This window comes from Kitasatospora sp. NPDC057692, assembly GCF_042799475.1.
Classification (GTDB): Bacteria; Actinomycetota; Actinomycetes; order Streptomycetales; family Streptomycetaceae; genus Kitasatospora.
In genome coordinates this window covers 1-25,790 of the sequence record NZ_JBHVIV010000105.1, presented here as the reverse complement: position 1 = coordinate 25,790, position 25,790 = coordinate 1, and the positions used below count along the sequence as shown (strand labels likewise).

26 protein-coding genes are annotated in these 25,790 nt (G+C 74.3%); 9 read left to right on the top strand and 17 right to left on the bottom strand.

Annotation, left to right across the window (positions count from 1 at the left end; translation table 11 throughout):
• Positions 1–44: 44 nt before the first annotated feature.
• The gene (locus ACFVFS_RS35950) at positions 45–545 is read right to left on the bottom strand and encodes a hypothetical protein (RefSeq protein WP_380629141.1); all 501 of its coding nucleotides are present in this window, start codon (positions 543–545) and stop codon (positions 45–47) included.
• A 460-nt stretch (positions 546–1,005) separates the two neighbouring features.
• Here ACFVFS_RS35950 and ACFVFS_RS35945 point away from each other — a divergent pair, with 460 nt between their 5' ends.
• From ACFVFS_RS35945 to mug, 6 genes are all read left to right on the top strand, one after another.
• Positions 1,006–2,445, top strand: coding sequence for an APC family permease (locus tag ACFVFS_RS35945; protein WP_380629140.1), 1,440 nt, complete (start codon positions 1,006–1,008; stop codon positions 2,443–2,445).
• Positions 2,442–2,879 carry a hypothetical protein gene (locus ACFVFS_RS35940; protein ID WP_380629139.1) on the top strand — a complete coding sequence of 146 codons (438 nt, stop codon included), beginning with the start codon at positions 2,442–2,444 and terminating at the stop codon, positions 2,877–2,879. The genes ACFVFS_RS35945 and ACFVFS_RS35940 overlap by 4 nt, the downstream gene beginning before the upstream one ends.
• A 68-nt stretch (positions 2,880–2,947) precedes the next feature.
• Positions 2,948–4,300 carry a dipeptidase gene (locus ACFVFS_RS35935; RefSeq protein WP_380629138.1) on the top strand — a complete coding sequence of 451 codons (1,353 nt, stop codon included), beginning with the start codon at positions 2,948–2,950 and terminating at the stop codon, positions 4,298–4,300.
• 51 nt (positions 4,301–4,351) lie between these two features.
• Positions 4,352–5,470, top strand: a complete 1,119-nt coding sequence (locus tag ACFVFS_RS35930; RefSeq protein ID WP_380629137.1) for an aminopeptidase P family protein — start codon at positions 4,352–4,354, stop codon at positions 5,468–5,470.
• A gap of 142 nt (positions 5,471–5,612) precedes the next feature.
• Entirely contained in the window at positions 5,613–6,686 is a 1,074-nt protein-coding gene (locus ACFVFS_RS35925) for a phosphatase PAP2 family protein (protein ID WP_380629136.1), read from the top strand.
• Complete coding sequence (gene mug / locus ACFVFS_RS35920; RefSeq protein WP_380629135.1) at positions 6,683–7,255, top strand: G/U mismatch-specific DNA glycosylase; 573 nt, start codon at positions 6,683–6,685, stop codon at positions 7,253–7,255. The genes ACFVFS_RS35925 and mug overlap by 4 nt, the downstream gene beginning before the upstream one ends.
• On the opposite strand, the gene ACFVFS_RS35915 is transcribed toward mug, so the two are convergent.
• Positions 7,239–8,090, bottom strand: coding sequence for a sigma-70 family RNA polymerase sigma factor (locus tag ACFVFS_RS35915; RefSeq protein WP_380629133.1), 852 nt, complete (start codon positions 8,088–8,090; stop codon positions 7,239–7,241). The two genes, mug and ACFVFS_RS35915, sit on opposite strands and share 17 nt — an antisense overlap.
• A gap of 75 nt (positions 8,091–8,165) precedes the next feature.
• On the opposite strand from ACFVFS_RS35915, the gene ACFVFS_RS35910 reads away from it, so the two are divergent.
• Positions 8,166–8,834, top strand: coding sequence for an FMN-dependent NADH-azoreductase (locus ACFVFS_RS35910; protein ID WP_380629132.1), 669 nt, complete (start codon positions 8,166–8,168; stop codon positions 8,832–8,834).
• A gap of 50 nt (positions 8,835–8,884) precedes the next feature.
• Here the strand turns inward: ACFVFS_RS35910 and ACFVFS_RS35905 are convergent, their stop codons facing one another.
• The 5 genes from ACFVFS_RS35905 to ctaD all read right to left on the bottom strand — a co-directional run bounded on the left by ACFVFS_RS35905 (position 8,885) and on the right by ctaD (position 12,879).
• On the bottom strand, positions 8,885–9,286 hold the full coding sequence (locus ACFVFS_RS35905) for a YccF domain-containing protein (protein ID WP_380629131.1): 402 nt from the start codon (positions 9,284–9,286) through the stop codon (positions 8,885–8,887).
• 222 nt (positions 9,287–9,508) lie between these two features.
• Positions 9,509–9,739, bottom strand: coding sequence for a hypothetical protein (locus ACFVFS_RS35900; protein WP_380629130.1), 231 nt, complete (start codon positions 9,737–9,739; stop codon positions 9,509–9,511).
• Positions 9,740–9,782: 43 nt separating this feature from the next.
• On the bottom strand, positions 9,783–10,733 hold the full coding sequence (locus tag ACFVFS_RS35895) for a M48 family metalloprotease (RefSeq protein WP_380629129.1): 951 nt from the start codon (positions 10,731–10,733) through the stop codon (positions 9,783–9,785).
• A 10-nt stretch (positions 10,734–10,743) separates the two neighbouring features.
• Positions 10,744–11,184, bottom strand: a complete 441-nt coding sequence (locus ACFVFS_RS35890) for a BlaI/MecI/CopY family transcriptional regulator (RefSeq protein WP_380629126.1) — start codon at positions 11,182–11,184, stop codon at positions 10,744–10,746.
• 36 nt (positions 11,185–11,220) lie between these two features.
• Positions 11,221–12,879: a cytochrome c oxidase subunit I gene (gene ctaD, locus ACFVFS_RS35885; protein WP_380629143.1), complete on the bottom strand. Its 1,659-nt coding sequence runs from the start codon at positions 12,877–12,879 to the stop codon at positions 11,221–11,223.
• A 279-nt stretch (positions 12,880–13,158) separates the two neighbouring features.
• Between ctaD and ACFVFS_RS35880 the strand changes: the two genes are divergently transcribed.
• Complete coding sequence (locus ACFVFS_RS35880) at positions 13,159–13,650, top strand: hypothetical protein (protein ID WP_380629125.1); 492 nt, start codon at positions 13,159–13,161, stop codon at positions 13,648–13,650.
• A gap of 57 nt (positions 13,651–13,707) precedes the next feature.
• On the opposite strand, the gene ACFVFS_RS35875 is transcribed toward ACFVFS_RS35880, so the two are convergent.
• Positions 13,708–14,637 carry a DMT family transporter gene (locus tag ACFVFS_RS35875; RefSeq protein WP_380629124.1) on the bottom strand — a complete coding sequence of 310 codons (930 nt, stop codon included), beginning with the start codon at positions 14,635–14,637 and terminating at the stop codon, positions 13,708–13,710.
• Between ACFVFS_RS35875 and ACFVFS_RS35870 the strand changes: the two genes are divergently transcribed.
• Entirely contained in the window at positions 14,636–16,090 is a 1,455-nt protein-coding gene (locus ACFVFS_RS35870; protein WP_380629123.1) for a PLP-dependent aminotransferase family protein, read from the top strand. The genes ACFVFS_RS35875 and ACFVFS_RS35870 overlap by 2 nt on opposite strands.
• 18 nt (positions 16,091–16,108) lie before the next feature.
• Here the strand turns inward: ACFVFS_RS35870 and htpX are convergent, their stop codons facing one another.
• The 9 genes from htpX to ACFVFS_RS35825 form a co-directional block, all read right to left on the bottom strand.
• A complete protein-coding gene (htpX, locus tag ACFVFS_RS35865; protein WP_380629121.1) occupies positions 16,109–16,972 on the bottom strand; it encodes a zinc metalloprotease HtpX in 864 nt (287 codons plus the stop codon).
• 170 nt (positions 16,973–17,142) lie between these two features.
• Positions 17,143–18,729, bottom strand: coding sequence for an NADH-quinone oxidoreductase subunit N (locus ACFVFS_RS35860; RefSeq protein WP_380629120.1), 1,587 nt, complete (start codon positions 18,727–18,729; stop codon positions 17,143–17,145).
• A 2-nt stretch (positions 18,730–18,731) separates the two neighbouring features.
• Positions 18,732–20,288 carry a NuoM family protein gene (locus ACFVFS_RS35855; RefSeq protein ID WP_380629119.1) on the bottom strand — a complete coding sequence of 519 codons (1,557 nt, stop codon included), beginning with the start codon at positions 20,286–20,288 and terminating at the stop codon, positions 18,732–18,734.
• A 56-nt stretch (positions 20,289–20,344) separates the two neighbouring features.
• Positions 20,345–22,366, bottom strand: a complete 2,022-nt coding sequence (locus ACFVFS_RS35850; RefSeq protein WP_380629117.1) for an NADH-quinone oxidoreductase subunit L — start codon at positions 22,364–22,366, stop codon at positions 20,345–20,347.
• Positions 22,363–22,740, bottom strand: a complete 378-nt coding sequence (gene nuoK / locus ACFVFS_RS35845) for an NADH-quinone oxidoreductase subunit NuoK (RefSeq protein WP_380629116.1) — start codon at positions 22,738–22,740, stop codon at positions 22,363–22,365. The genes ACFVFS_RS35850 and nuoK overlap by 4 nt, the downstream gene beginning before the upstream one ends.
• Complete coding sequence (locus ACFVFS_RS35840) at positions 22,740–23,471, bottom strand: NADH-quinone oxidoreductase subunit J (protein WP_380629114.1); 732 nt, start codon at positions 23,469–23,471, stop codon at positions 22,740–22,742. Before ACFVFS_RS35840 ends, nuoK begins: the two co-directional genes overlap by 1 nt.
• Entirely contained in the window at positions 23,468–24,040 is a 573-nt protein-coding gene (locus tag ACFVFS_RS35835; RefSeq protein WP_380629142.1) for a NuoI/complex I 23 kDa subunit family protein, read from the bottom strand. The genes ACFVFS_RS35840 and ACFVFS_RS35835 overlap by 4 nt, the downstream gene beginning before the upstream one ends.
• Complete coding sequence (gene nuoH, locus ACFVFS_RS35830; protein WP_380629112.1) at positions 24,037–24,996, bottom strand: NADH-quinone oxidoreductase subunit NuoH; 960 nt, start codon at positions 24,994–24,996, stop codon at positions 24,037–24,039. Before nuoH ends, ACFVFS_RS35835 begins: the two co-directional genes overlap by 4 nt.
• Positions 24,993–25,271 (bottom strand): hypothetical protein, encoded by a 279-nt coding sequence (locus tag ACFVFS_RS35825; protein ID WP_380629111.1) that lies wholly within the window; start codon positions 25,269–25,271, stop codon positions 24,993–24,995. Before ACFVFS_RS35825 ends, nuoH begins: the two co-directional genes overlap by 4 nt.
• Positions 25,272–25,790: the final 519 nt, after the last annotated feature.

Sequence of the window (25,790 nt, the reverse complement as noted above, 5' to 3'; positions counted from 1 at the left end):
CTGGTGGGGGCTTCCGACCGGGGCCGCCGTCGTTCCCGGGGCCGTCAGCGGGGTGTGGCCCAGGCGGCGGTGGCGCGGTGGGCGCCGAGGCCGGCCGCGTCGAACTCGTCGTGGGCGGCGGGGTCGGTGTCGGTCAGGCGGACGCCGAGGCGGCGCAGGACACGGGAGATGGGGCTGCCCTCGGGCGGGAAGGCGGCGAGTTCGGCGACGACGAGGGGGCCGAGGGCGAGCCGGCCGTCGGCCCAGAGGGCGGCGCGCTGGGTGCCGGTGCCGCCGAAGTAGTCGGCCTCCACGCAGGCGATCGGCCCGGCCTTGGACCAGGCGGCGAGCCGGCGTTCGAGGCCGTCGGAGAACCAGTCGAAGCCGGCGGCGCCCGGGGAGATGGGCTCCTCGTCGCCGAACCGGAGGGCCGCCAGGAACTCGGGGGTGGCCGGGATCAGTGCCAGGCCCTGGGCGAGCGGTCGCGGACGGGCCGCCGAAACCTCGGCGGCCGCCACCGCGACCAGCTCCGCCGGGCCGATCAGCGCCTGAAGTTCGTATGACATTCAGTCATCGTGAACCATGGCACCGACAGTCCGCCCGACGTTTACGATTCCGTGCCCGGTCGGGTACCAGTCCGAGAGTCGGCCCCCTGCTCGGGACGGTGGCCGCGCTGCTCGCGGCGGGCCCGGTCCCGGCGACGGCCGGCCGGCCGGCCCAAGCAGGCGACGACGCGGGCAGGGCCCCCGGCCGCCCCGTCCTCCTGACGTCCGCTCACCCGTGCGGGTGCACGCCGCATGCGGCCCCGTCGCCAACCGGGTGAACTGGCCGGGTACGGCCCAGCGCCGGCGGGCCACCCCAGGAGGACGCATGAGTTCGATGGACATTCCGTCGTCCGGCCAGGGCAGTCCTGGCGGCCCCGGCGGAGGCGGAGGCCCAGGCGGAGACACAGGCGGAGGCCGCCGGGAGGCGGCCGCCCGGGGACGCACCGGCGCGGCGGCCACCAGGCTGGCGAACGCCCCCCGGATGTCCTGGCTGACGCTCGCCTTCATGACCACCGCCTCGGTGGCCAGCCTCCGCTCCGCCCCGACCATGGCGGTCTACGGCCTCGCCTGCGTCTTCCTCTACCTGCTCCCGGCCGTCGTCTTCCTGCTGCCGACCGCGCTGGTCTCGGCCGAGCTGGCGTCCGGCTGGGAGGGCGGCGTCTACCGCTGGGTGTCGGAGGGCCTCTCCAAGCCGCTGGGCTTCCTGGCCGTCTGGTGCCAGTTCGCGATGACGATCTTCTACTACCCGTCCCTGCTCGCCTACGTGGCCTCCACCATCGCCTACGTGGTCGACCCCTCCCTGGCGAGCAACGGCCCGTACACCGCGATCGTGATCATGGTGCTGTACTGGACCGGCGTCTGGGTCTCGTCCCGGGGCACCAAGGCGGTGGCCGGCCTCTCCTCGGCGGGCCTGGTCATCGGCACGCTGATCCCCGGCACGCTGCTGGTCGTGCTCGGCTTCGTCTTCCTCGGCCAGGGCAACGCCTCCGCCGCCCCGATGGACGCCGCGCACCTGTTCCCGGAGTGGACCGGCCTGGCCAGCCTGGTGCTGATCGTCAACAACTTCCTCAGCTACTCCGGCATGGAGATGAACGCGGTGCACGTCTCCTCGCTGCGCGACCCGGCCCGGGAGTTCCCGCGCTCGATGTTCACCGCCTCCGCGATGGTGCTCGCGATCTTCATCCTGCCCGCGCTGGCGATCAGCTGGGTGGTGCCGTCCAGCGAGCTGAGCCTGACGGCCGGCGTGATGCAGGCCTTCGACGCCTTCTTCCAGTACTTCCACATCGGCTGGCTCACCCCGGTGATCGCGGTGGCGCTGGTCTCCGCCTCGCTCGGCGGCATGCTCACCTGGCTCGCCGGACCGTCGAAGGGCCTGCTGATGATCTCCCGCCAGGAGGGCTACCTCCCACCGTTCCTGCAGCGGCTCAACAAGGAGGGCATCCAGCAGAACCTGCTGGTGACCCAGGGCGTGGTCACCACGGTCATCGCCCTCGCCTACGCCCTGATCCCGAACGTCTCCAGCGCCTACTGGATCTTCTCGGTGATCACCACGCAGGTGTACCTGATCGTCTACCTGCTGATGTTCGCCGCCGCGATCCGGCTGCGCCGCACCCGGCCCGACCACCCGCGCGGCTACCGGGCGCCCGCCCTGGTGCCGATCTCCGTGACCGGCCTGGTGGCCTCGGCGGCGGCGATGGCGATCGGGTTCGTGCCCTCCTCGCAGTTCGGCAGCGGCTCGGCCTGGTCGTACGTGGTGATCGTCGGCGGCGGCCTGCTGGTCCTGGGCCTGCTGATCCCGTACCTGTTCCTGCGGCTGCGCAAGCCGGAGTGGCGCTCGCCCGACGCACAGGCCGAGCTCGCCGCGCAGGAGGCCGCCGAACTGCACCGGGCCGAGGGCCCGGCCGAGGGCGGTGCGTCATGACCCGCAGCATGATGGCCTCCCGGCACCGCTGGATCTACCTCGGCGCGATCGTCCTGCTGGTCGGCATGCTGGTCACCGGCCTGCTCACCTACACCCAGCTGCACGACACCAACGAGGCCAACCGCAAGGCCAAGCAGCTCTCCGAGGCGCTGGCGGCCGCCGGCTACCCGGTCCCCTCGCAGAACCAGATCGTGCACACCCTGGGCGAGGACGGCGGCGCCGTCTGCGAGGACCCGGCCGGCGCGCTGCAGCAGGCGCAGTGGAAGTACGGCATGGCCAACGGCGCGGGCGGCCCCGGCCAGCGCCCGGTGCTCTCCGACCGCGAGGTGGTCCTCGCGGAGACGATCGTGCTCTCGGTGTACTGCCCGGACAAGCTCGCCGCCATCAAGGACAAGATCGACGACCTCAAGCTCGAGGACACCGTCCGCAACTGACACCGTCCGCGGCAGAGGCCGTCCGGGCCCGACGCCCCCGGCCCACCGTTCCCAGAGGAGCCGTCACCATGACCGACGAACTCGCCCGCCGGATCGCCGCCCTGATGCCGCGCGCCAAGGCCGACCTGGCCGAGCTGGTCGCCATCCCCTCGGTCGCCGACCCGCGCCAGTACCCGCCCGAGAAGTGCCGCCAGGCCGCCGAGTGGGTCGCCGCCGCTTTCGCCGACACCGGACTGCGCGACGTCCACCTGGAGGAGACCCCGGACGGCAGCCACGCCGTGGTCGGCCACCGCCCGCCCCCGCCCGGCGCCCCGACCGTCCTGCTCTACGCCCACTACGACGTCCAGCCCCCGCTCGACGACGACGCCTGGACCTCCCCGCCGTTCGAGCTCACCGAACGCGACGGCCGCTGGTACGGGCGCGGCGCCGCCGACTGCAAGGGCAACATCGTCATGCACCTCACCGCGCTGCGGGCGCTCGGCGACGACCTGCCGGTCGGCCTCAAGCTGGTCGTCGAGGGCTCGGAGGAGCAGGGCACCGGCGGGCTTGAGGCCTACGTGCCGCCGCACGCCGGCGAACTGCACGCCGACGCCCTGCTGATCTGCGACACCGGTAACGCCGCGGTCGGCGTCCCCACCGCCACCACCTCGCTGCGCGGCGTCACCAACGTCGTGGTCACCGTCTCCGCGCTCAAGGGCGACATGCACTCCGGCATGTTCGGCGGCCCGGCCCCGGACGCGCTGGCCGCGCTGATCCGGGTCCTCGACTCGCTGCGCGACGCCGACGGCGGCACCCGGATCGACGGCCTGGACAACGACGGCACCTGGAGCGGCGTCGGCTACGACGAGCAGCGGTTCCGCGCCGACGCGGGCGTCCTGGACGGCGTCCGGCTGACCGGCACCGGCACCGTCGCCGACCGGCTCTGGGCCCGGCCCGCCGTCACCGTGCTCGGCATCGACTGCCCGCCGGTGGTCGGCTCCGCCGCCGCGATCCCGGCCACCGCCCGGGCCCGGGTCTCCCTGCGCGTCCCGCCCGGCACCGACGCGCGCGCCGCGCAGGCCGCGCTCACCGCCCACCTGGAGGCCGCGGCCCCGTGGGGGGTGCGCATCGCGGTGGCGCCGGAGAGCGCGGGCTCGCCGTTCCGCGCCGCCACCGGCGGGCCGGCGTACGCGGCGCTCGACAAGGCCATGCAGGAGGTCTACGGCCGGCCGATGTCCTTCCTCGGCCAGGGCGGCTCGATCCCGCTCTGCACCGTGCTCGCCACGGCCTTCCCGGAGGCGGAGATCATCCTGATGGGCGTCGAGGAGCCGCGCTGCCTCATCCACGCGCCCAACGAGAGCGTCGACCCCGGCGAGATCGAGCACATGGCCCACGTCGAGGCGCTATTCCTCCGGCACTACGCCAACTCCCAGCGTCCATGATGACGTTGACACGGAACCCGTCGCAGGACTTCCCCGCCAGGAGACCCCCGCATGCCCCGAGACTTCACCGCCGAGGACTACCGCGCCCGCCTGGAGCGGGCCACCGCCGCCGCCGCGGGCGCCGGGCTGTCCGGCCTGGTCGTCGCCCCCGGCCCCGACCTCGTGTACCTGACCGGCTATCGGCCCACCGCGGTCACCGAGCGGCTCACCGCCCTCGTCCTCACCGCCGGCCGCGAACCCGCGCTGATCGTCCCCGCCCTGGAGCGCCCCGACGCCGAGAAGGCCGTCGGCGCCCCCGCCGTCCGGCTGGTCGACTGGACCGACGGCCAGGACCCGTACGCCGCCGCCGTCCCCCTGATCGACCGCTCCGGCCGGTACGGGATCTCCGACAACGCCTGGGCGATGCACCTGCTCGGCCTCCAGTCCGCCCTGCCCGGCACCGGTTGGACCTCGCTCACCGAGACCCTGCCGATGCTGCGCGCGGTCAAGGACGCGGACGAGCTGGAGCGCCTCGCCGCGGCCGGCGGCGCCGCCGACGCCGCCTACCGGGGCATCCTGGGGGTCGCCTTCGCCGGCCGCCGGGAGACCGACGTCGCCGCCGACCTCGCGGCCCTGCTCATCCAGTACGGGCACAGCCAGGTCGACTTCACCGTGGTCGGCTCCGGCCCCAACGGCGCCAACCCGCACCACGAGGCCGGCGACCGGGTCATCGCGCCCGGCGACACCGTCGTGCTGGACTTCGGCGGGCTCAAGGACGGCTACGGCTCCGACACCACCCGCACCGTGCACGTCGGCGCCGACGTGCCGGACGAGGTGCGCAAGGTCCACGAGGTCGTCCGGCAGGCCCAGCAGACCGCGTTCGAGGCCGTCCGGCCCGGGGTCGGCTGCCAGGAGATCGACCGGATCGCCCGACGGGTCATCACCGAGGCCGGGTACGGCGGGTTCTTCATCCACCGCACCGGCCACGGCATCGGCATCACCACGCACGAGCCCCCGTACCTGGTCGAGGGCGAGGAGCGGCCGCTGGTGCCCGGCATGTGCTTCTCGATCGAGCCGGGCGTCTACCTGCCGGGCCGGTTCGGCGTGCGGATCGAGGACATCGTGACGGTCACCGAGCAGGGCGGGCGGCGGTTCAACAACACCCCGCACGAGCTGGGCATCGTGTCCTGAGTCACCCCGCGCCGCCCCGGCACCGCCCCGACGCCCCGACGCCCCGTCCGCTGCGCCGGCCGGGGCAATTCTGAGCCCTTCCTGAACGGACCGCCGTTCGCACCGAGAGTTCTCCAAGAATGCCTTGCTAGCTTCGACCGGCATGACCAGAATGCTCCGCCCGGCGCCGCCCACCCCTCCCCCGAGCGCCGGGCGGCTGCGTCCGGCGACCGGCTCCCGGACCGGCGCGCGCACCGGCGCCCTGGCCCGGCTACGACTGCTGGCGTGGCCGCTCTACCTCGCCGCCCTGCTGTGGTACCTGCGCACCTACGGCCTGCCGTACACCAACGACCTGGTCTTCCTGTGGCTGATGGGCGCCCTGGTGGCCGCCGGGGTGCACAGCGGTCACGGCGCGCGCGGCTTCCTGCTGGTGCTGCGCGACTGGGTCCCGGTGATGGCCGTCGTCTGGACGTACTCACTGCTGCGCGGCTACGGCGCGCACACCCCCTGGGGCCCGTACCTGTGGCCGCAGCAGCGCGCCGACGAGGTCATCGGCCTCGGCGAGACGCTCACCGTCCGGCTCCAGCACGGGCTCTACACGCCCGGATCGCCGCAGTGGTGGGACTACGCGGCGGTCACCGTCTACATGTCGCACTTCTTCGCGGTCTTCATGATCCTCGCGGTGCTGTGGCGCCGCCGGCACGACCGGTTCCGGCACCTGCTCACCTGCTACCTGGTGCTGACCTTCGCGGGCTTCGCGACGTACATCCTCTACCCGGCGGTGCCGCCGTGGCTGTCCTCCCAGGAGGGGCACCTGCCGCAGCTCACCCGGGTGGTCTCGGACGTGCTCACCGAGAGCGGGCTGCCGCGCGCCGCGTCGGTGTTCGAGAACGGCAGCCAGTTCGCCAACGACGTCGCCGCGATGCCCTCGCTGCACTCGGCGTACCCGGCGATGCTGCTCTTCTTCTTCTGGCCGACGGCCGCGCGGTGGGTGCGGGTCCTGCTGGTGGCGTACCCGCTGGCGATGACCTTCGCCCTGGTCTACGGGGCGGAGCACTACCTGGTGGACGTCTTCGTCGGCTGGGCGTACGCGGCCGCCGCGGTGTACGGCGTGCGGTGGCTGCGGGAGCGGCGCCGGACCAGGTCGCTGGCGGCGAGCCGGACGGCGGCGGCCGTGCCGGTGGCCGCGGGGGCGGGCGTGGGAGCCGCCGCGGCCACCGGCACACTGGAGCGGTGACCGAGAAGCCGACCACGGCACCCAGGCCGACCGCCGAGCAGCTGCTCGCCGCCCGCGACACCACGATCGAGGACGTCACCGCCCCCGGTCTGCGGGTCCTGTTCTGCGGCATCAACCCCGGACTCTGGTCCGGGGCCACCGGCCACCACTTCGCCCGCCCGGGCAACCGGTTCTGGCCCGCCCTGCACCGCTCCGGCTTCACACCCCGCCAGTTCCGCCCGGACGAGCAGCGCCTGCTGCTCGACCTCGGCCTCGGCATCACCAACGTCGCCCCGCGCGCCACCGCCAAGGCCGACGAGCTGACCGCCGACGAGCTGCGCGCGGGCGGCGCGGCGCTCACCGAACGGGTGCTGCGGCTGCGCCCCCGGGTGCTGGCGGTGCTCGGCATCGGCGCCTACCGCACGGCCTTCGGCCGGCGGACGGCGTCGATCGGGCGGCAGGAGCGGACCATCGGGGACACCGAGGTCTGGGTGCTGCCCAACCCCAGCGGGCTCAACGCCCACTACACCCTGGACGCGCTGGCGGCGGAGTTCGCCGGGCTCCGGGCGGCGGTCACGCCGGCAGGGTGACCACCGCGGCCGCGAGCCGGGCCGGGTCCGCGACCACCTCGAAGGCGGCCACCCGGCCGTCGCGCACGGTGAACCGCAGCAGCATCCGCAGCCGCCCGTCCGGCGCGATCGCCGCCCCGGCCTCGCCGTCCACCAGCACCGGCACCCCGAACCGGGCCCGCCGCCCGATCACCCTGGTCTCCCGGGCCACCGCCCCGGCGCCGCGCAGCACGGCGGCGCGACCGGCGGGCAGTGCGGCCGGGTCGGCCCGGCGCACCACGTCCGGCGCCAGCACGGCGAGCAGCGCGTTCAGGTCGCCGCCGCGCGCGGCGGCCAGGAAGGCCTCCACCACCTCCCGCCGCCCGGTGCCCTGCTCCGCGCCCGCCCCTCTGACCCGCTGCCGGGCCCGGCTCGCCAGCTTCTTCGCGGCCACCGTGTTCCGCCCGACGATCGGGCCGATCTCCTCGAACGGCACCGCGAACCCGTCGTGCAGCACGAAGGCGACCCGCTCGGCCGGGCCGAGCCGGTCCAGCACCACCAGCATCGCCCGGCCCACCTCGTCGACCAGCTCCGCCTCCGTCTCGGGGCCGTCCACCACCCCCTCGACCACGGCCTCGTCCCCCGCCGGCTCGGTCCGCCGCGCCCGCAGCACGTCCAGGCAGATCCGCGACACCACCGTGGTCAGCCACCCCGGCAGGTTCTCCACCTCCGCCGCGTCCACCCGCTCCAGCCGCAGCCAGGCCTCCTGCACGGCGTCCTCCGCCTCCGCCGCCGACCCCAGCATCCGCCGCGCCACCGCCGCCAGCCGCCCCCGCTCGGCCTCGAACCGCACCGCCAGCTCCTCGCGCCCGTCCATCGGTCACCTTTCCGTCCGCGGCCCCGTCACGGGATTGACGACACCCACTCCCCGAAGGTGACCAGGAGCCCCCTCATGCCCACGTTGTTCCACCTGGACTCCGGCGCGAGCCCGACCGACCAGTCCGTCAGCCGCCGTCTGACCGCCCGCTTCGCCGACGCCTGGCGGGCCCGCCACCCCGGCGCCGGCTACCGCTACCGCGACCTCGCCGCCGACCCGGTGCCCCTCCTCGGGCCGGGCTACGCCTCCCTCGGCGTCCGCGTCGAGCGCCACGGCGCCCCCGTCCCCCTCCCCGACGTCCCCGGCTTCGCCACGACCCCCGCCGAGCACCACGAGTGGTCGCTGACCCACCCGCTGATCACCGAGCTCCACTCGGCCGACACGCTTCTCCTCGGCGTCCCGATGTACAACTTCACGGTCCCCGCCGCCCTGAAGGCCTGGATCGACCGCATCACCTTCCCCGGCGCCCACACCGGCCGCCTCACCGCCACCCGCGTCATCGTCGTCGCCGCCCGCGGCGGCGGCTACGGCCCCGGCACCCCGCGCGAGCCCTTCGACTTCCAGACCCCCTACCTGCGCGCCTGGTTCACCGAACACCTCGGCGTCCCGGACGCCAACCTCCGCTTCATCCACGCCGAACTCACCCGCGCCGCCGACATCCCCGCCCTCGCCCCCTACCGCGACCTCGCCGCCACCTCCCTCACCACCGCCCGCACCGCCCTGGCCGCCCTCGCCACCGCCTGAGACGGGGAAGGGCCGGCGGGAGAACACCCGCCGGCCCGTCCGTGTGTCGTCTAGCGCCCGCCCCACGGCTCGTCCGTCGACACGATCTCCCGCCCCAGCGGCGTCAGCGACACCGGGATGAGCTTGAGGTTCGCCCACCCGAACGGGATCCCGATGATCGACAGGAACAGCGGAATGCTGGTGATCAGGTGCATCAGCGCCAGCCACCACCCGGCGAAGACCAGCCAGATCACGTTCCCGACGCAGGACGGCGCCCCGGCGTCCGGCCGCTCGACGGCCTTCCGCCCGAACGGCCAGATCACGAACCCCGCCAGCCGGAAGGAGGCGATGCCGAAGGGAATGGTGATGATCAGAATGCAGCAGATGATGCCGGCGATCACGTAGCCGATCGCCATCCAGAACCCGCAGAAGACCAGCCAGAGCACATTCAGTAGGAATCCGATCACCTTCATGCCTGGCACCCTCTCACGCGCGACGACTGCCCCCTACGACCCGGATGCCCGCCGCCCGCCATGTCTACGCAGGTCAGGGCCGGACTTCAGGGATCCGTCCGGGTAGCGCCCTCCTCACGGAGGAGACGGGTCCCGACAGTCGGCCGGGACGGCCGGTGAGCCGCGGCCCGTCCGGAGCGGCCCTCCAGGATCATCCTGCCCTCCTCCACGGTGCCCGGCGAGCTACCGGTACCGCTGCCTGCGCAGCACGGAGTTCATGGAGCCCTGGAGGCGCTCCTCCCGGCCGGTGGCCGCACGCCGCACGGTCACCTCGTCGAGAGCCACCCGGATCCGGTCCCCGGGCATCAGGAACACCGGCCGAACGAGATCGAACACACGGCAGCCGGAGGTGAAGTCGACCCGGTCCAGGAGCAGCATCCTGGGCGCCGTGGCGGGCGGGCCGTCGAGGATCATGCCGACCATCATCTCCGGCCGCCGCGGTCCGCGCACCCGCGTTTCAGAGCGGAGTGACGGCCTTGAGGACGAGGAGCAGGGCGACCGCGGCGTTGAGGGCGGAGAGGGCCGAGGCGGCGGTGCCGAGGGCGGCGACGAGGGCGGCGAGGCCTGCGGGGGTGCGGGCGGGGGGCCAGTTGCGGGTGGTGGGGACGGGGCCGAGGAGGGCGGCGACCCGGCGGGGGACGGGGCCCGGGGCGGCGAAGGCGGGGAAGGCCGCGTAGGCGTCGGGCGGGCGGTGGGAGGCGAGGGCGGCACGGGCGACGGCGCGGGCGGTGACCCGGCGGTCGCCCACGGCCTGCGCGGACTCCTCGTCGGCCCAGCGCTCCGCGCTGTACGCGACGGCCCGCTCCAGCGGCCGCAGGAACGGATTGACGCAGCCGGCCAGCTGGGTGGCCAGCAGGTGGCGGTGGTGCCGGTGCGCGAGGTGGGCGCGTTCGTGGGCGAGCAGGGCGGCGCGCTCGTCCTCGGCGAGGCCGGCCAGCATGCCGGTGGAGACCACCACCCGGCCGGGCGAGCGCGGCGAGCCGGGCAGCGCGTAGGCGTACGGGGCCGGGTCGGGCAGCAGGGCGACGTCGGACGGGCCGGGCAGCGCGCGGCCGAGGGCGCGCCGGGCGCGGGCGCGGATCCGCAGGTGGCGGGCGAGCGTGCGGCCGACCGCGAACAGCACGGCGGCGAGCACCAGCAGCGCCGCCGTGCCGACCGTCTCGTGGTACGGCAGGGTGGCCCGGACCTCGGGGTCGGACCAGCTGTCGGGCAGCGGGTTGCCGGGGATCTGCGCGGTGCCGACGACCCCGGTCAGCGCGAGGCAGAGCGCGCTGCACAGCGCCATCACGATGCTGATCCCGGTGAGCAGCCGGGCGGCGCCGCGCGGGTGGAGGTGCTGCTCGGTGAGGCGGGCGATGGGCAGCGCCGTCAGCGGCAGGACGAGGGGGAGGAAGACGAAGACGCCCACGGCGAGGGGGTCAGCCTTCGCGGTCGGGGGCCGGGGCGCAGGCGCTGTCGAGCAGGGTGCGCAGCAGCTCCTCGTCGTGCGGGAGCAGGGCGGTGACGAAGCTGGCGAGCACGGCGTCCCGGTCGGGTTCGCCGTCCAGGACGCGGCGCATCCGCAGGGCCGCGAGGCCGGCCGCGTCCGAGGAGGCCTGCCAGAGGTAGGAGCGGCCGGAGCGGCTGCGGGTGACGGCGTCCTTGGCGTGCAGCCGGGAGAGGATGGTCATCACGGTGGTGTAGGCGAGGTCGCCGTCGAGGCGCTCCTGGACCCAGCCCGCGCTGGCCGGGCCGGGCGCCCGCTGGAGCACCGCCAGCACCTGTGCCTCCAGCTCGCCCTGGCCGCGCCGGCGGGCCCGCGGGTCACCGGCCACCGGGGTACTGGTGTCCTCTGCGCCCTCTGCGGTGTCCTCTGCCATGCCGGTCATCCTAACGAGAAGGTAAAGGACCGGGAATCAGGCTTGTGGTTCGCGGGCGTTCTGCCGTCGGTCGAGCTCGGTGATCTCGGGGTGGTGGAGGTCGAAGGCGGGCGACTCGGAGCGGATCCGGGGCAGCGTGACGAAGTTGTGCCGGGGCGGCGGGCAGGAGGTGGCCCACTCCAGCGAGCGCCCGTAGCCCCACGGGTCGTCGACGGTGACCCGCTCCCCGTACCGGGCGGTGTGCCAGACGTTGTAGAGGAACGGCAGGGTGGAGATCCCGAGCAGGAACGAGCCGATGCTGGAGACGGTGTTGAGCGCGGTGAAGCCGTCGGAGGCCAGGTAGTCGGCGTAGCGGCGGGGCATCCCCTCGGCGCCGAGCCAGTGCTGCACCAGGAAGGTGGCGTGGAAGCCGGCGAAGAGGGTCCAGAAGTGGATCCGGCCGAGCCGCTCGTCGAGCATCCGGCCGGTGAACTTGGGCCACCAGAAGTGGAAGCCGGCGAACATCGCGAAGACCACCGTCCCGAACACCACGTAGTGGAAGTGCGCGACGACGAAGTACGAGTCGGAGACGTGGAAGTCGATCGGCGGCGCGGCCAGCAGCACCCCGGTGAGACCGCCGAACAGGAAGGTGACCAGGAAGCCGACGGCCCACAGCATCGGCGTCTCGAAGCTGAGCGAGCCCCGCCACATGGTGCCGATCCAGTTGAAGAACTTCACCCCGGTGGGCACCGCGATCAGCATCGTCATGATCGAGAAGAACGGCAGCAGCACCTGCCCGGTGACGAACATGTGGTGCGCCCAGACGGTGATCGACAGGCCGGTGATGGCGACGGTGGCGCCGATCAGCCCGGAGTACCCGAAGATCGGCTTGCGGCTGAAGACCGGGATGATCTCGGTGACGATGCCGAAGAACGGCAGCGCGATGATGTAGACCTCCGGGTGCCCGAAGAACCAGAACAGGTGCTGCCAGAGCAGCGCGCCGCCGCTGGCCGCGTCGAACACGTGCGAGCCGAAGCGGCGGTCCGACTCCAGGCAGAGCAGCGCGGCCGCCAGCACCGGGAAGGCGAAGAGCACCAGGACGGCGGTCAGCAGGATGTTCCAGACGAAGATCGGCATCCGGAACAGCGTCATCCCGGGCGCGCGGAAGCAGACGATCGTGGTGATGAAGTTGACCGAGCCCATGATGGTGCCGAAGCCCGAGAGGGCCAGGCCCATGATCCACAGGTCGGCGCCGAGGCCCGGGGAGCGGTCCGGGCCGTTCAGCGGCGCGTAGGCGAACCAGCCGAAGTCGGCCGCGCCGTCCGGCGTGAGGAAGCCGTAGACGACGATCAGCGAGCCGAACAGGTACAGCCAGTAGGCGAGCGCGTTCAGCCGGGGGAAGGCGACGTCGGGGGCGCCGAGTTGCAGCGGCATGATCCAGTTGGCGAAGCCGGCGAACAGCGGGGTCGCGAACATCAGCAGCATGATCGTGCCGTGCATGGTGAAGAGCTGGTTGAACTCCTCGTTGGAGAGCAGTTGCAGCCCGGGACGGGCCAGCTCGATCCGCATCAGCATCGCCATCAGCCCTCCCAGCAGGAAGAACAGGAAGGAGGTGGTGATGTAGAGGGTGCCGATCCGCTTGTGGTCGGTGGTGGTGAGCCAGCCGACCAGGGCCCGGCCGCGCCGTCGGCGGGCCGCCGCGCGGTGCTCCCGCAGGGTGCCGCCCGACGGGGGCGGGGGCTGCTCCACGGTGTCCTGCGGCAGGAGAGTCACGCGCTGCGCCTTCCGGATCCGGGGCAGGGGTCGGACCACCAGTACCGGCCGCCCGGCCGCGCCGGCCGGGGGCGCGCGAGGGCGCGCGGGGCGGGTCACCCGAACAGGTGCGGCCCGGTTGCCCGGCACCGGCCGCGGTTGGACGGTCGAAGTCCGCACGTCTCTCCGAACACCTGTCCGGGAGTGCCTGACCGGCCCCGGCGTCCGGTCCTGGAGGAAGCCATGAGCAGCACGTCGTCCCCGCCGCCCGGCCAGCCGCCCCCCGCGGACCAGCCCCCGCCCTGGCGTTCCGGCACCGGCCAGCCGCCACCGCCGCCCTCGCACCACCGGTTCCGCGAGTGGGCGCCCGGCTTCGTGGTGTTCGCAGGTGTCCTGATGCTGATCAACGGAATCATGGAGGTGCTGCGGGGCATCATGGCGGTCCACGATGACGAGGTCTTCCTGACCACCAACCGCTACGTCTTCCGCTTCGACCTCACCGGCTGGGGCTGGATCCACATCGTCGTGGGCGCACTGGTCGCACTGGTCGGCGCCTTCCTCCTGAAGGGCGCCGGCTGGGCCCGGTACGCCGGTATCGTCCTCACCGCGGTGAGCGCGATCGACGCCTTCCTGTCGATGCCGTACTACCCGGGCTGGTCGATCGTGGTGATCGCGCTGGACGTGTTCATCATCTGGGCCCTGTGCGTCTACCGGCCCTCGGAGGCCGGTCACTGATCCCCACCACCGCCGCCGCCCGGTCCCGCGCGCACCCCGCGGGGCCGGGCGGCGGCGTCAGACCCGGGCCCGCTGGGTGAGCGCGATGCTGAGCAGCACCACCACCGCGGTCACCGGCGCGGCGGCCGGCAGCTCCTCGCCGAGCAGCAGCACCGACCAGACGAGCGTGACCAGCGGCTGGGCCAGCTGGAGCTGGCTCGCCCTCGGCACCCCGATCAGCGCCATCCCCCGGTACCAGACCACGAACCCGCCGAACTGCGAGACCGCGGCCGTGTAGAGCAGCCCCGCCACCGCCTCGGCCCCGAGGCGCACCGGCTCGGCCGGCAGCGCCAGCGCCGTGGTCAGCGCGGTGACCGGCAGCGCGGCGACCACCGCCCAGCCGATCACCTGCCAGCCGGGCAGCTCCCGGGAGATCCGCCCGCCCTCCGCGTACCCGGCGGCGCAGACCAGCAGCGCGGCGAACAGGTAGAGGTCGGCGAGGCCGGGCCGCCCGTGGCTCTGCACCAGGGTGAACCCGAGCACCGCGGCCGCCCCGGCCAGCGCCGCGCCCCAGAACAGCCTCGACGGGCGGCGCCCGCGCGAGCGCGCGGCGGCGACGGCCGCGGTGGCCAGCGGGAGCAGGCCGATGACGACGGCCGAGTGCGCGGTCGAGGAGGTGCGCAGCGCCAGCGTGGTGAGCAGCGGGAAACCGAGCACACAGCCGGCCGAGACCACCAGCAGACCGGGCCAGTGGCGGCGCTCGGGCAGCGGGACGCGGGCGGCCGCGAGGCAGAGCGCGGCGAGCACCCCGGCCAGCAGACCGCGCAGACCGGTGGCCGTCCAGGGGCCGAAGCCGGTCAGCGCCCAGGCGGTCGCGGGGAAGCTGAAGGAGAAGGAGAGGACGCCCAGGGCGGCCAGTGCGGTGCCCGGGGCCCCCGAGGGGGCGACCGCCGCAGCGGGTCGTTCCGCTACCGCGAGGGAGGGAGTAGCGCTATCTTGTGCTCTCATGAACGAGCGTAGCAGTGTGGCCGAACTCGCCGACAGACTGCGCCGGGAGGTGGAGCGCTACCCGGAGGGTCGGAAGCTGCCGTCGAGCCGGACCCTGATGGAGCGCCACCAGGTCAGCCCGGGGACGGTCTCCCGCGCCATCGCCGTCCTGGCCGCCGAGGGGCTGGTGGTCTCCCGGCCGGGCGCCGGGGTGTTCCGGGCGGCGGCCTTCGCGGACGGACCGGGCGCCGGGGTGCCCGCCTCCGCGCGCCCGGGCGACCTCTCCTGGCAGGAGATCGCGCTCAGCACCGACACCGGCCCGCGCGACCTGCTGGCCGCCCCGGTGTTCGCCACCCTGCGCGTGCCGCCGCCCGACGTCATCGACCTCAACAGCGGCTATCCGCACGCCTCGCTGCTGCCCGAGCGCCTGCTCGCCGCCGCCCTGGCCCGGGCCGGACGGCGGCCCGGCGCCTGGGAGCGCCCGCCCACCGACGGCCTCACCGAGCTGCGCGGCTGGTTCGCCCGCGACATCGGCGGACCGGGCGGGCCGGTCGCCACCGGGGACGTCCTGATCACCTCGGGCGGACAGGGCGGGCTCACCGTGGCGATGCGCTCACTCGCCGCGCCGGGCGCACCGGTCCTGGTGGAGTCGCCGACGTACTCGGGGATCCTCGCGGTGGTCCGGGCGGCCGGGCTGCGGCCCGTCCCGGTGCCGGTCGACGCCGACGGGGTGCGCACCGACCTGCTGGCGGACGCCTTCGCGGCCACCCGGGCGCGGGTCTTCGTCTGCCAGCCGCTGTTCCAGAACCCGACCGGCGCGGTGCTCTCCCCCGGGCGCCGGGCCGAGGTGCTGCGGATCGCCCGGGCGGCGGGCGCGTTCGTCGTCGAGGACGACTTCTCCCGGCTGCTGGTCCACCCGGACGCCCCCGCGCTGCCGCGCCCGCTCGCCGCCGACGACCGCGACGGGGTGGTGGTGCACCTGCGCTCGCTGACCAAGGCCGCCTCGCCCAACCTGCGGGTGGGCGCGCTCACCGCGCGCGGGCCGGCGCTCGCCCGGCTGCGGGCGACCCAGGTGGTGGACAGCTTCTTCGTGCCCCGGCCGTTGCAGGAGGCGACCCTGGAGCTGGTCGCCGACCCCGGCTGGGCCCGCCATCTGCGCGCGCTCGGCACCGAGCTGCTGGGCCGCCGCACCGCCGCCGTCGCCGCCCTGCACCGTGAACTGCCGGGCCTGCTCACCACCTACCGCCCCGGCGGCTACCACCTGTGGCTGCGGCTCCCGGACGGCGTCGACGACGGCGCCCTCACCGAGGCCGCCCTGCGGGCCGGCGTGCAGGTGACCCCGGGCCGGCCGTACCACGCCGCCGAGCCGCCGGCCCCGCACCTGCGGCTGAGCTACGCGGCCGCCGAGAGCTCCGCCCAGGTGGCGGAGGGCGTCCACCGCCTGCGGCAGGCCTTCGAGGAGGTCGCGGGCTGACGGCGGACCGCGCGGGCCCTACTGCCGGGGGCCGGCCATCCGCTCCAGCCGGGCGATCCGCTCGGCCATCGGCGGGTGGGTGGAGAAGAGCTTCGCGCCGGCCTCGCCCGGGCGGAACGGGCTGGCGATCATCATGTGGCTGGCGGTCTGGATCTGCGGCTCCGGCGGCAGCGGCAGCTGCCGGGTGCCGGCGTCCAGCTTGCGCAGCGCGCTCGCCAGGGCGAGCGGGTCGCCGGTGATCCGGGCGCCGTCGGCGTCGGCCTGGTACTCGCGCGAGCGGCTGACGGCCAGCTGGATCAGCGAGGCCGCGATCGGGCCGAGGATCATGATCGCGAGCATCCCGAACAGGCCCGGGCCGTCGTCGTCCTCGCTGCGCCCGAAGGGGATCAGCCAGGCGAAGTTGACCAGGAACATCACCACCGAGGCGAGTGCCCCGGCCACCGAGGAGATCAGGATGTCGCGGTTGTAGACGTGGCTCAGCTCGTGGCCGAGGACGCCGCGCAGCTCGCGCTCGTCGAGCAGCTGCAGGATGCCGTCGGTGCAGCAGACCGCGGCGTTGCGCGGGTTGCGGCCGGTGGCGAAGGCGTTCGGGGCCGGGGTCGGCGAGATGTAGAGCCGGGGCATCGGCTGGCGGGCCGCGGTGGAGAGCTCGCGGACGATCCGGTACAGCCGCGGGGCCTCGATCTCGCTCACCGGGCGGGCGCGCATGGCGCGCAGGGCGAGCTTGTCGCTGTTCCAGTAGGCGTAGGCGTTGGTGCCGAGGGCGACCAGCAGGGCGATCACGAAGCCCGTGCGGCCGAAGAAGCCGCCGATCACCAGGATCAGCGCCGAGAGGCCGCCGAGCAGGGCGGCGGTCCTCAGTCCGTTGTGCCGGCGGTGCACGGGTGGCCCTCCAATGGTGCGTGGGGAAGCCCTTTCTGCCTCGTCCCTCCTGCCCGGTCAACGGGCGGGGGCGGGGGCCTTGTTCCCTTGTGACCGGCGCGACACCCGGCCGGGTGACCCGGCCGCACCGCCCGTCACCCCGGCGCACCCCGGCGCACCCCGGCGGCGGCTCAGAACAGCGAGCCGCCGACCACCTGGAGGACCAGCTGGGGGGCCACCGAGAGCACCACCGCGGCCGAGGCGGTGAGCCCCAGGGTGGCGGTCAGCGACAGCGGCAGGCGCCGCTCGGGGGCGGCGGCCGCGGCGGCCTCCTCCGCCGGGGCGAACAGCCGGGCGGTCCAGAGCAGGTAGTAGTACAGGGCGACGACCACATTGACGGCCATCACCACGGCGAGCCAGCCCAGCCCGGCGTCGACGGCGGCGCGGAACACCACCACCTTGCCGAACAGGCCGATCACGCCCGGCGGCAGCCCGGCCAGGCAGAGCAGGAAGAACGCCAGCGCCAGCGCCGTCCAGCGGTTGCGCGCGAACAGGCCGCGGAAGTCGTCCACGCTGGTCCCGGCCCGGCGGCCGACCGCCGCCACCACGCCGAAGGCGCCGAGGTTGACCACGCCGTAGATCAGCGCGTACGCGGCGGTGGCGCCCAGCGGGTCGGTCCCGGTGGGCGCGTAGCCGGCCGCGGCCAGCGGCACCAGCAGGTAGCCGGCCTGGCCCACCGAGGACCAGGCGAGCAGCCGGACCGCGCTGTGGCGGGTGTCGAAGCGCTGGCGCAGCGCGCCCGCGTTGCCGACCGTCATGGTGACGGCGGCCAGCACCGCGAGGGCCAGGCCCCAGGTGTGCGCGTAGGGGCGGAAGGCGATCGTGGTGGCCAGCGCCAGGCCGGCCAGGCCGGCCGCCTTGCCGACCACCGAGAGGTAGCCGGCCACCGGCAGCGGGGCGCCGGTGTAGGTGTCCGGCACCCAGAAGTGGAACGGGACGGCGGCGACCTTGAAGGCGAAGCCGACCAGGGTGAGCACGGCGCCCGCCTCGGCCAGCGGCTTCAGCTGCGCGGGCGCCTGCTCCAGGCCGGTGGCGACGGCGCCCAGGTGCAGGCTGCCGCTCGCCGCGTAGACGAAGCCGACGCCGAGCAGCATCACGGCGGTCGCGGTGACCGAGGAGAGGAAAAACTTCAGCGCGGCCTCGGCGCCCCGGCCGTCCCGGCGCAGCGCGACCAGCGCGAAGGCGGGCAGCGAGGCCACCTCCAGGGCGATCACCAGGGTGGCGAGGTCACGGGAGGCGGGCAGCAGGGCGGCGCCGGTGGCGCTGGAGAGCAGCAGGAACCAGTACTCGCCGCGGGGCAGCTCCTCCTCGTCCACCGTGTGCGCGGACAGCAGGGCGGCGATCAGCGCGCCGCCGAGCGCGAGCAGCTGGAAGACCAGGGCGAAGTGGTCGGCGACGTAGGAGCAGCCCGCGTTGTCAGTGGCTCCTGTTACGTTCTGCGCACAGAAGGTGGCCCGGGGTGACCCTCCGGTCAGCGGGAGGAGCGAGATGAGCGCGAGGGCGAGTCCGGCGGCGGTGAGCCGGCCCAGCCACTTCTTGTGCTGCGCGGGCAGGAAGAGGTCGGTGACCAGCACGGCGAGGGCGGCCGCGGCGGCGATCAGCGGGGGCGCGATCGCCACCCAGTCCACGGACTGGATCAGGCTGCCCGGGTTGGCGACGGCGAGGGAGGTCACAGTGGTCTGCCCCGTGGAGTGAGGTCCGAGTGCGGTGCCGAGCATGATCAGCCACCCCCGAGGAGGTGTTTGACGGCGGGGTCGGAGAGGCCGAGCAGCAGTGCGGGCCAGAGACCGGCGAGCAGGGTGAGGGCGGCCAGCGGCGTCCAGCTGACGGCCTCGTACGGGCGCAGGTCGGCCAGCTCGGCCACCGGGGCGGGCTGCTTCGGGTCGCCCATGCAGACGCGCTTGACCACGATCAGCAGGTACGCGGCGGTGAGGAGGGTGCCGAGCCCGGCCAGGACCATGTAGGTGACGAACGCGGGGCGCGAGAGGCCGTCGGCCGGGTCGAACGCGCCGAACATCGCGAGCAGCTCGCCCCAGAAGCCGGCCAGCCCGGGCAGGCCGAGGCTGGCGACGGCGGCGAAGGCGAGCAGCGCGCCCAGCCGGGGTGCCCGTCCGTAGAGGGCGGCGCCGGTGGCACCGGAGAGGGTGTCGAGGTCCGCCGTCCCGTAGCGGTCCTTGAGCGCTCCGACGACGAAGAACAGCAGGCCGGTGATCAGGCCGTGCGCGATGTTGGCGAACAGCGCGCCGTTGACGCCGACCGGGGTGAGGGAGGCGATGCCCAGCAGGACGAAGCCCATGTGGCCGACGGAGGAGTAGGCGATCAGGCGCTTGAGGTCGCCCTTGGCGCCGCGCCGCGCGAGCGCGAGGCAGGCCAGCGAGCCGTAGACGATGCCGACGGCGGCGAACGCGCCCAGGTAGGGGGCGAGCGTCGTGGTGCCGTCGGGGACGACCGGGAGGAGGACGCGGACCAGGCCGTAGGTGCCCATCTTCAGCAGCACGCCGGCGAGCAGGACGGAGCCGACGGTCGGGGCCGCCGTGTGCGCGTCCGGGAGCCAGCTGTGCAGCGGCCAGGCGGGGGCCTTGACCGCGAGCCCGACCATGATCGCCAGCGCGGCGATCACCTGGGTGGAGTGGCTCAGGCCGGAGCCGTGGGCGGCGGCGAGGGCCTGCATGTCGAAGGTGCCCGCCTTGCCGCCGATCAGCAGGAAGCCGAGCAGCATCACGGCCGAGCCGAGCAGGGTGTACAGGATGAACCGGTTGGCGGCCGGCACCTTCGCCCCGCTGCCCCAGCGGGCGATCAGGAAGTACATCGGGATCAGCACGATCTCGAAGGCCAGGAAGAAGAGCAGGAGGTCCAGCACCGCGAAGGTGGCGAGCATGCCGACTTCGAGGAGGAGGAACAGCCCGACGAAGGCCCGGGCCGAGGGCACCCCGTCCCCGGACGGCAGCCTCCGCTCCGAGTACAGCGCGCAGAGGAAGGTGAGCAGCGAGGTCAGGACGATCAGCGGCAGCGAGACGCCGTCCACGCCGAGGTGGAGGCGCACGCCGACGGCCGGGATCCAGGACACGTCGGTGGTGGCCTGCATCCGGGCGGGCTCGTCGTGGTCGAAGCCGGCGGCCAGGACGACGGTGAGCACCAGGACGGCGCCGGTCAGCACGCTGCTGAAGCGCAGCGCGCGGCGGTCGGCGGCGGCCGGGTCCGCGCCGAACACCGGGGCCAGGGTGAGCGCGGCGCCGAGCAGCGGCAGCACCAGGAGGGCGATGAGGACCGCGTTCATCGGGGGCTCCTAGCGACAACCACGACGGCGGACGGGGAAGGGAGGTACGGCATCGGCTACACCGCCACCAGGACGGCCAGCAGGACGACGCCGGCGAGCAGCGCGCTGAGGTAGGTCTGCGCGTTGCCGGTCTGGGCGAGCCGCACGGCGCGGCCGAGCAGGCCCGCCCCGGCGCCGGCGCCGCGCACGTACGTCTCCACGACCTCGCGGTCGAGGAAGCGGACGAGCCTGGCGGCGGCCTCGACCGGGCGGACGAACAGCGCGCTGTAGAGCCGGTCGACGCCGAAGCCGTGCCGGGCCGGGCCGAACAGCGGGCCGAGCAGGGCGCGCCCGGGGTCGGCGACGACCACCTCGGCGGCCGGGGTCTCGTCCTGTCCGGGTACCCGGGCGGTGGCCGAGCGCCAGGCCCCGTAGGCCAGCAGCGCGCCGACCACGGCGAGGCCGGTGCCGATGACGGCGGTGACCGCGGAAGGCCGCAGCGAGCCGCCGTCCAGCAGCGCGGGCAGCCAGTCCGAGCGCAGGCCGGCGACGCCGAAGCCCATGGTCGGCACCGCCAGCACCCACAGCGGCCAGCGCATCGCGGGCGGCTCGGCGACGGCCGGGTCGGCCTCGTCGGGCTCGGGCGAGTACGGCGCGCCGGCCTCGTGGTCGGCGGCGACGGTGCCCCCGTCCGCGGCGGGCAGCACCGCGGGCGCCGCCGCGGCCGCGCCCGCCGGGCTGTGGAAGGCCACCAGGAACAGCCGGGCCGCGTACGCCGCCGTGAGCAGCGCGGTGAGCCCGGCGGAGATCAGCACGATCCAGCCGGCCGCCTGCGGCACCGCCGAGGCGGGGCCGAGGCCGTTGGTCAGCGCCTCGCCGTTGGCGGCGTGCTCGGCGGCGGTCAGCACCGCCTCCTTGCTGAAGAAGCCGGCGAACGGCGGTAGGCCGACCAGGGCGACCAGCGCGATGCCCATCGTCCAGTAGGCGTCCGGGACGCGCTTGCGCAGCCCGGGGATCCGGGACATCGCGGAGATCGAGTTGGTGTGCGCGGCGTGGATCACCACACCGGCCGCGAGGAACAGCAGCGCCTTGAACGCTCCGTGGCTGACCAGGTGGAAGACCGACGCCTCGCGGTCGCCGCTGGCCAGCGCGCCGGCCATGTAGCCGAGCTGGCCGACGGTCGAGTAGGCCAGGACCCGCTTGAGGTCGTCCTGGGCGAGCGCGCAGAGCGCCGAGCCGATCATCGTCACGGCGGCCATCACCGCCAGCACGACCAGCGCCGCGCCGGAGAGCAGGAAGACCGGCAGCAGCCGGGCCACCAGGTAGATGCCGGCCGCGACCATGGTGGCGGCGTGGATCAGCGCGGAGACCGGCGTCGGGCCGGCCATCGCGTCCGGGAGCCAGGTGTGCAGCGGGAACTGCGCGCTCTTGCCGGCCACCCCGGCCAGCAGCAGCAGCGCGACCAGCGTCGGGTGGCCGAGCCGCCCCTCGGTGGCGGCCCGCAGCACGTCCTCGATCCGGAAGCTCCCGGCGTCGGCGCCGAGCAGGAAGACGCCGAACAGGAACGGCACGTCGCCGAGCTTGGTGACCAGGAAGGCCTTGAGCGAGGCCGAGCGGGCGTCCTCGGTCTCCCAGTGGTGGCCGATCAGGAAGTACGAGCAGATGCCCATGACCTCCCAGCCGACCAACAGCACCACCAGGTCGCCGGAGTAGACGACCAGGAACATCGCCGCCGTGAACAGCGAGACCAGCGCCGCGTACGAGGGGTAGCGCGGATCGTCCTTGAGGTACGCGGTCGAGTACACCTGCACGCAGGTGGCGACCAGGCCGACCAGCACCGAGATCAGCGAGCTGAAGCCGTCCAGGTGGATCGCGAGCGAGATGTCCGGGCCGCCGGTCGGGGTGAGCCGGGTGGCGGCGTCCAGCGTCTGGCCGGTGCCGAGCTGGAGCGCGACGACCAGCGCCAGCACCGCCGAGACGGCGACCGGCACGATCGCCAGCGGCCGGGCGAGGCCGGGGGCGCGCCGGCCGGTGGCCAGGGTGGCCGCCGCGCCGAGCGCGGGCAGCGCGGGGACGAGGGCGGGCAGGGCGAGGTTCATGCGGTGGCCCGGCCCTTCAGCGCCTCGGCTCCGACCGGCGCCTCCTCGGCATCGGCGGTGGACTCGGCCGGATCGCCGAGCGCGGTGGCCCGGTCGACGTCCGCGGTGCCCCGGGCCCGGAACAGCAGCAGGACGATGGCGAGCCCGAGGCCGATCTCGGCGGCGGCGACGGTGATGGTGAACAGGGTCAGCGCCTGCCCGGCGTGCAGCGAGTCGCGCAGCCAGGCGTCGAAGGCGACGAGGTTGAGGTTGACGGCGTTGAGCATCAGCTCGACGGACATCAGCACCAGGATGACGTTGCGCCGGGCGAGCACGCCGTAGACGCCGACGCCGAACAGCAGCGCGGCGAGGACGACGGGGTAGGCGAGGTGCATCAGCCCTCCTGCTCGGTGGTGGTCGGCGCGGCCGCGGACGGGGTCTCGGACCCGGCCGCCGCCTCGGCCGCCGGCTCCGCCCTGGGCGCGGTCTGCGCGACCGTCCCGTTGGAGCCCACCGGCCGGCCGGCCCGGATCCGCCCGGCCCGGGGCGCCGGCACCCGCCGCCCGTTGCCGCGCGACAGCACGATCGCGCCGACCAGCGCGGCCAGCAGCAGGACCGAGAGCGCCTCGAAGGGCAGCACCCAGGTCCGGAACAGGCTCGCGCCGGTCACCGCCGCCGAGCCGCCGCCCGCGCCGAGGTCGATCCAGGACGTCCGGAAGGCGTCCACGACCAGCGTCACCAGCGTGCCGGTCGTGGCCAGCGCGACCACCAGGGCGACCCAGCGGTTCTTGGAGTCGGCGTCCGGCGAGCGCCCGATCGGCGCCTTGGTGAGCATCAGCCCGAACAGCACCAGCACGACCACCGAGCCGAGGTAGATCAGCACCTGCACCCAGGCGATGAACTCCGCCGTGAGCAGCAGGAACTCCACCGCCAGCCCGCCGAGCGCGGCCACCAGCCAGAGCGCGGCGTGCACCAGCTGCTTGGTGGTGACGGCGACCAGGGCCGAGCCGAGCACGGCGATGCCGACCAGCAGGAAGACGATCTCCACCCCGGTCGGGGAGAGGAAGGAGCGCGCGGCCGGGTCCAGCGACCCGGTCGCGGCGAGCAGGGTGGCGGTGCCGATCACGCGTCACCACCGTCCTGCGCCGTCTGCGCTTCCTCCTCCGCCTTGGCCGCCGCAGCGGCCAGCTTGTCGGCGGCCTTGCGCGCGGTGGCGATCTCCTTGGGCTCCTCGGCCGCCGGATCCAGCGCCGGCGGCGCCGGCACCGTCCACATCCACTCCCGCAGCCGGTCCCGCTCGTGGGTCAGCTCCAGGATGTCGGTCTCCGCGTACTCGAACTCGGGCGACCAGAACAGCGCGTCGAACGGGCACACCTCGATGCAGATCCCGCAGTACATGCAGAGCGAGAAGTCGATGGCGAAGCGGTCCAGCACGTTGCGGGTGCGGGCGCGCGCGTTCGGGTCGGCGGCCGGCAGCGTCTCCTTGTGGGAGTCGATGTAGATGCACCAGTCCGGGCACTCACGGGCGCAGAGCATGCAGACCGTGCAGTTCTCCTCCAGCAGCGCGATCACGCCGCGCGACCGCGCCGGGAGGACCGGCTGCACGTCGGGGTACTGCGCGGTGATGCTCTTCCTCGTCATCGTCCGCAGGGTGACGGCCAGGCCCTTGGCCAGGCCCGCACCGGGGAAACTCATGAGATCGCCACCTTGATGATGCCGGTGAGGGCCAGCTGGACGAGCGCGAGCGGGATCAGCACCGCCCACGCGAAGCGCATCAGCTGGTCCTCGCGCAGCCGGGGGTAGGTGACCCGCAGCCAGATCACCACGAAGGCCAGCGCGAAGGTCTTCAGCAGGGTCCACAGCCAGCCGAGCTGGTCCGGCAGCGGGCCGTGCCAGCCGCCGAGGAAGAGCACCGCCGTCAGCGCGGAGACCACCAGGATGCCCGCGTACTCGGAGAGCAGGAACAGCGCGAAGCGCAGCCCGGTGTACTCGGTGTACGCGCCGAAGATGATCTCGGAGTCGGCGACCGGCATGTCGAACGGCGGGCGCTGCAGCTCGGCCAGGCCGGCCGTGAAGAACACGAACCCGCCGATCAGCTGCCACGGGATCCAGTACCACTCCCAGGCGTCCATGATCCCGGTCAGCGAGAGCGTCCCGGCGGCCATCGCCACGGAGGCGGCGGCGAGCACCATCGGCAGCTCGTAGGACATCAGCTGCGCGGCCGTCCGCAGACCGCCGAGCAGCGAGAACTTGTTGGCCGAGGCCCAGCCGGCCATCAGCTTGCCGATCACGCCGACGCCCATCACGGCCAGCACGAAGAACAGGCCGGCGTCCACCGCCTGCCCGACGAAGCCGCCCGGGCCGACCGGGATCACCAGCAGCACCACCAGGTACGGCAGCAGTGAGACGGCGGGCGCCAGCTGGAAGATCCGCCGGTCCGCGCCGGCCGGGACGATGTCCTCCTTCTGGGCGAACTTCACGCCGTCCGCGATCAGCTGCGCCCAGCCGTGGAAGCCGCCGGCGTACATCGGGCCGAGGCGGCCCTGCATGTGCGCCATGACCTTGTGCTCGGTCTGGCCGATGACCAGGGGCAGGACGAGGAAGACGACCAGCGTGGCGACGCAGCGCAGCACCGTGTCGAACAGGTTCACGCGCCGTCTCCGTCCTGGCCGGCCGACTCGGCCGGCGGCGTCTCGCTCGTCTTCTCCCCGGGGGCGGGCTCCTCGACGGCCGGCTCCTCGACTGCGGGCTCCTCGGTGTCCGGCTCGGCGGCCGGCTTCCCGGGCTCGTCGTGCGCCGGCACCGGGTTGTGCCAGGGCGCGTCGGAGGATCGCGTCCGGGCCGGGGCCGGGGCGGCCTCGCCGGGCGCCTGGCTGACCGATCCCTCGGCGACCGAACGCGTCCGCCGCGGCCGGTCCGCCCGCACCGCGGGCTTCTCCTCCGCGGGCTGCTCCTCCGCCGGTGCCGCCTCGCCGGGCGCCTGGCTCGCCGACCCCTCGGCGACCGAACGCGTCCGCCGCGGCCGGTCCGCCGCACCGGGGCGCCGCCCTCGGCAGCGGCGGCCCCCGCCGCCGCGCCCGCGGCCGCCGCACGCGGCGTGCGCGCCGCACCGGCCGCCCGGGCTCCGCGCGCCGGCCGCTCGGCGACCGGCGGCAGGGTGCCCTTGAGCGGCCCCCACTCGTTCGGGTCCGGCACCCCGGCCGGCTGCATCTTGCGCCGCGCCGGCCCGTCGCCGTGGTCGGACTCGCCCGGTTCCTTGGCACCCGGCCAGGCCTTGGCGACCCGGGCCGCGAGCACGAACTCCTTGCGCAGCGGGTGCCCCTCGAAGCCGTCCGGCAGCAGCAGAGTGATCAGGTGGGGGTGCCCGGTGAAGTCGATGCCGAACATCTCGTGCGTCTCGCGCTCGTGCCAGGCGGCCCCGGCGTACACGGGGACGGCGGTCGGC

Excerpts from the sequence above, each read along its gene's own strand:
- ACFVFS_RS35880 (WP_380629125.1), top strand. The coding sequence starts at position 13,159 with ATGAGCAGCACGTCGTCCCCGCCGCCCGGCCAGCCGCCCCCCGCGGAC.
- ACFVFS_RS35875 (WP_380629124.1), bottom strand. The coding sequence starts at position 14,637 with ATGAGAGCACAAGATAGCGCTACTCCCTCCCTCGCGGTAGCGGAACGA.
- ACFVFS_RS35940 (WP_380629139.1), top strand. The coding sequence starts at position 2,442 with ATGACCCGCAGCATGATGGCCTCCCGGCACCGCTGGATCTACCTCGGC.
- ACFVFS_RS35850 (WP_380629117.1), bottom strand. The coding sequence starts at position 22,366 with ATGAACCTCGCCCTGCCCGCCCTCGTCCCCGCGCTGCCCGCGCTCGGC.
- ACFVFS_RS35950 (WP_380629141.1), bottom strand. The coding sequence starts at position 545 with ATGTCATACGAACTTCAGGCGCTGATCGGCCCGGCGGAGCTGGTCGCG.
- ACFVFS_RS35855 (WP_380629119.1), bottom strand. The coding sequence starts at position 20,288 with ATGAACGCGGTCCTCATCGCCCTCCTGGTGCTGCCGCTGCTCGGCGCC.
- nuoK (WP_380629116.1), bottom strand. The coding sequence starts at position 22,740 with ATGCACCTCGCCTACCCCGTCGTCCTCGCCGCGCTGCTGTTCGGCGTC.
- ACFVFS_RS35905 (WP_380629131.1), bottom strand. The coding sequence starts at position 9,286 with ATGAAGGTGATCGGATTCCTACTGAATGTGCTCTGGCTGGTCTTCTGC.
- ACFVFS_RS35930 (WP_380629137.1), top strand. The coding sequence starts at position 4,352 with ATGCCCCGAGACTTCACCGCCGAGGACTACCGCGCCCGCCTGGAGCGG.
- ACFVFS_RS35935 (WP_380629138.1), top strand. The coding sequence starts at position 2,948 with ATGACCGACGAACTCGCCCGCCGGATCGCCGCCCTGATGCCGCGCGCC.
- ACFVFS_RS35945 (WP_380629140.1), top strand. The coding sequence starts at position 1,006 with ATGTCCTGGCTGACGCTCGCCTTCATGACCACCGCCTCGGTGGCCAGC.
- ACFVFS_RS35925 (WP_380629136.1), top strand. The coding sequence starts at position 5,613 with ATGACCAGAATGCTCCGCCCGGCGCCGCCCACCCCTCCCCCGAGCGCC.
- ACFVFS_RS35900 (WP_380629130.1), bottom strand. The coding sequence starts at position 9,739 with ATGATCCTCGACGGCCCGCCCGCCACGGCGCCCAGGATGCTGCTCCTG.
- ACFVFS_RS35915 (WP_380629133.1), bottom strand. The coding sequence starts at position 8,090 with ATGGACGGGCGCGAGGAGCTGGCGGTGCGGTTCGAGGCCGAGCGGGGG.
- ACFVFS_RS35835 (WP_380629142.1), bottom strand. The coding sequence starts at position 24,040 with ATGAGTTTCCCCGGTGCGGGCCTGGCCAAGGGCCTGGCCGTCACCCTG.
- ACFVFS_RS35860 (WP_380629120.1), bottom strand. The coding sequence starts at position 18,729 with ATGCTCGGCACCGCACTCGGACCTCACTCCACGGGGCAGACCACTGTG.
- ACFVFS_RS35890 (WP_380629126.1), bottom strand. The coding sequence starts at position 11,184 with ATGGCAGAGGACACCGCAGAGGGCGCAGAGGACACCAGTACCCCGGTG.
- ACFVFS_RS35870 (WP_380629123.1), top strand. The coding sequence starts at position 14,636 with ATGAACGAGCGTAGCAGTGTGGCCGAACTCGCCGACAGACTGCGCCGG.
- ACFVFS_RS35910 (WP_380629132.1), top strand. The coding sequence starts at position 8,166 with ATGCCCACGTTGTTCCACCTGGACTCCGGCGCGAGCCCGACCGACCAG.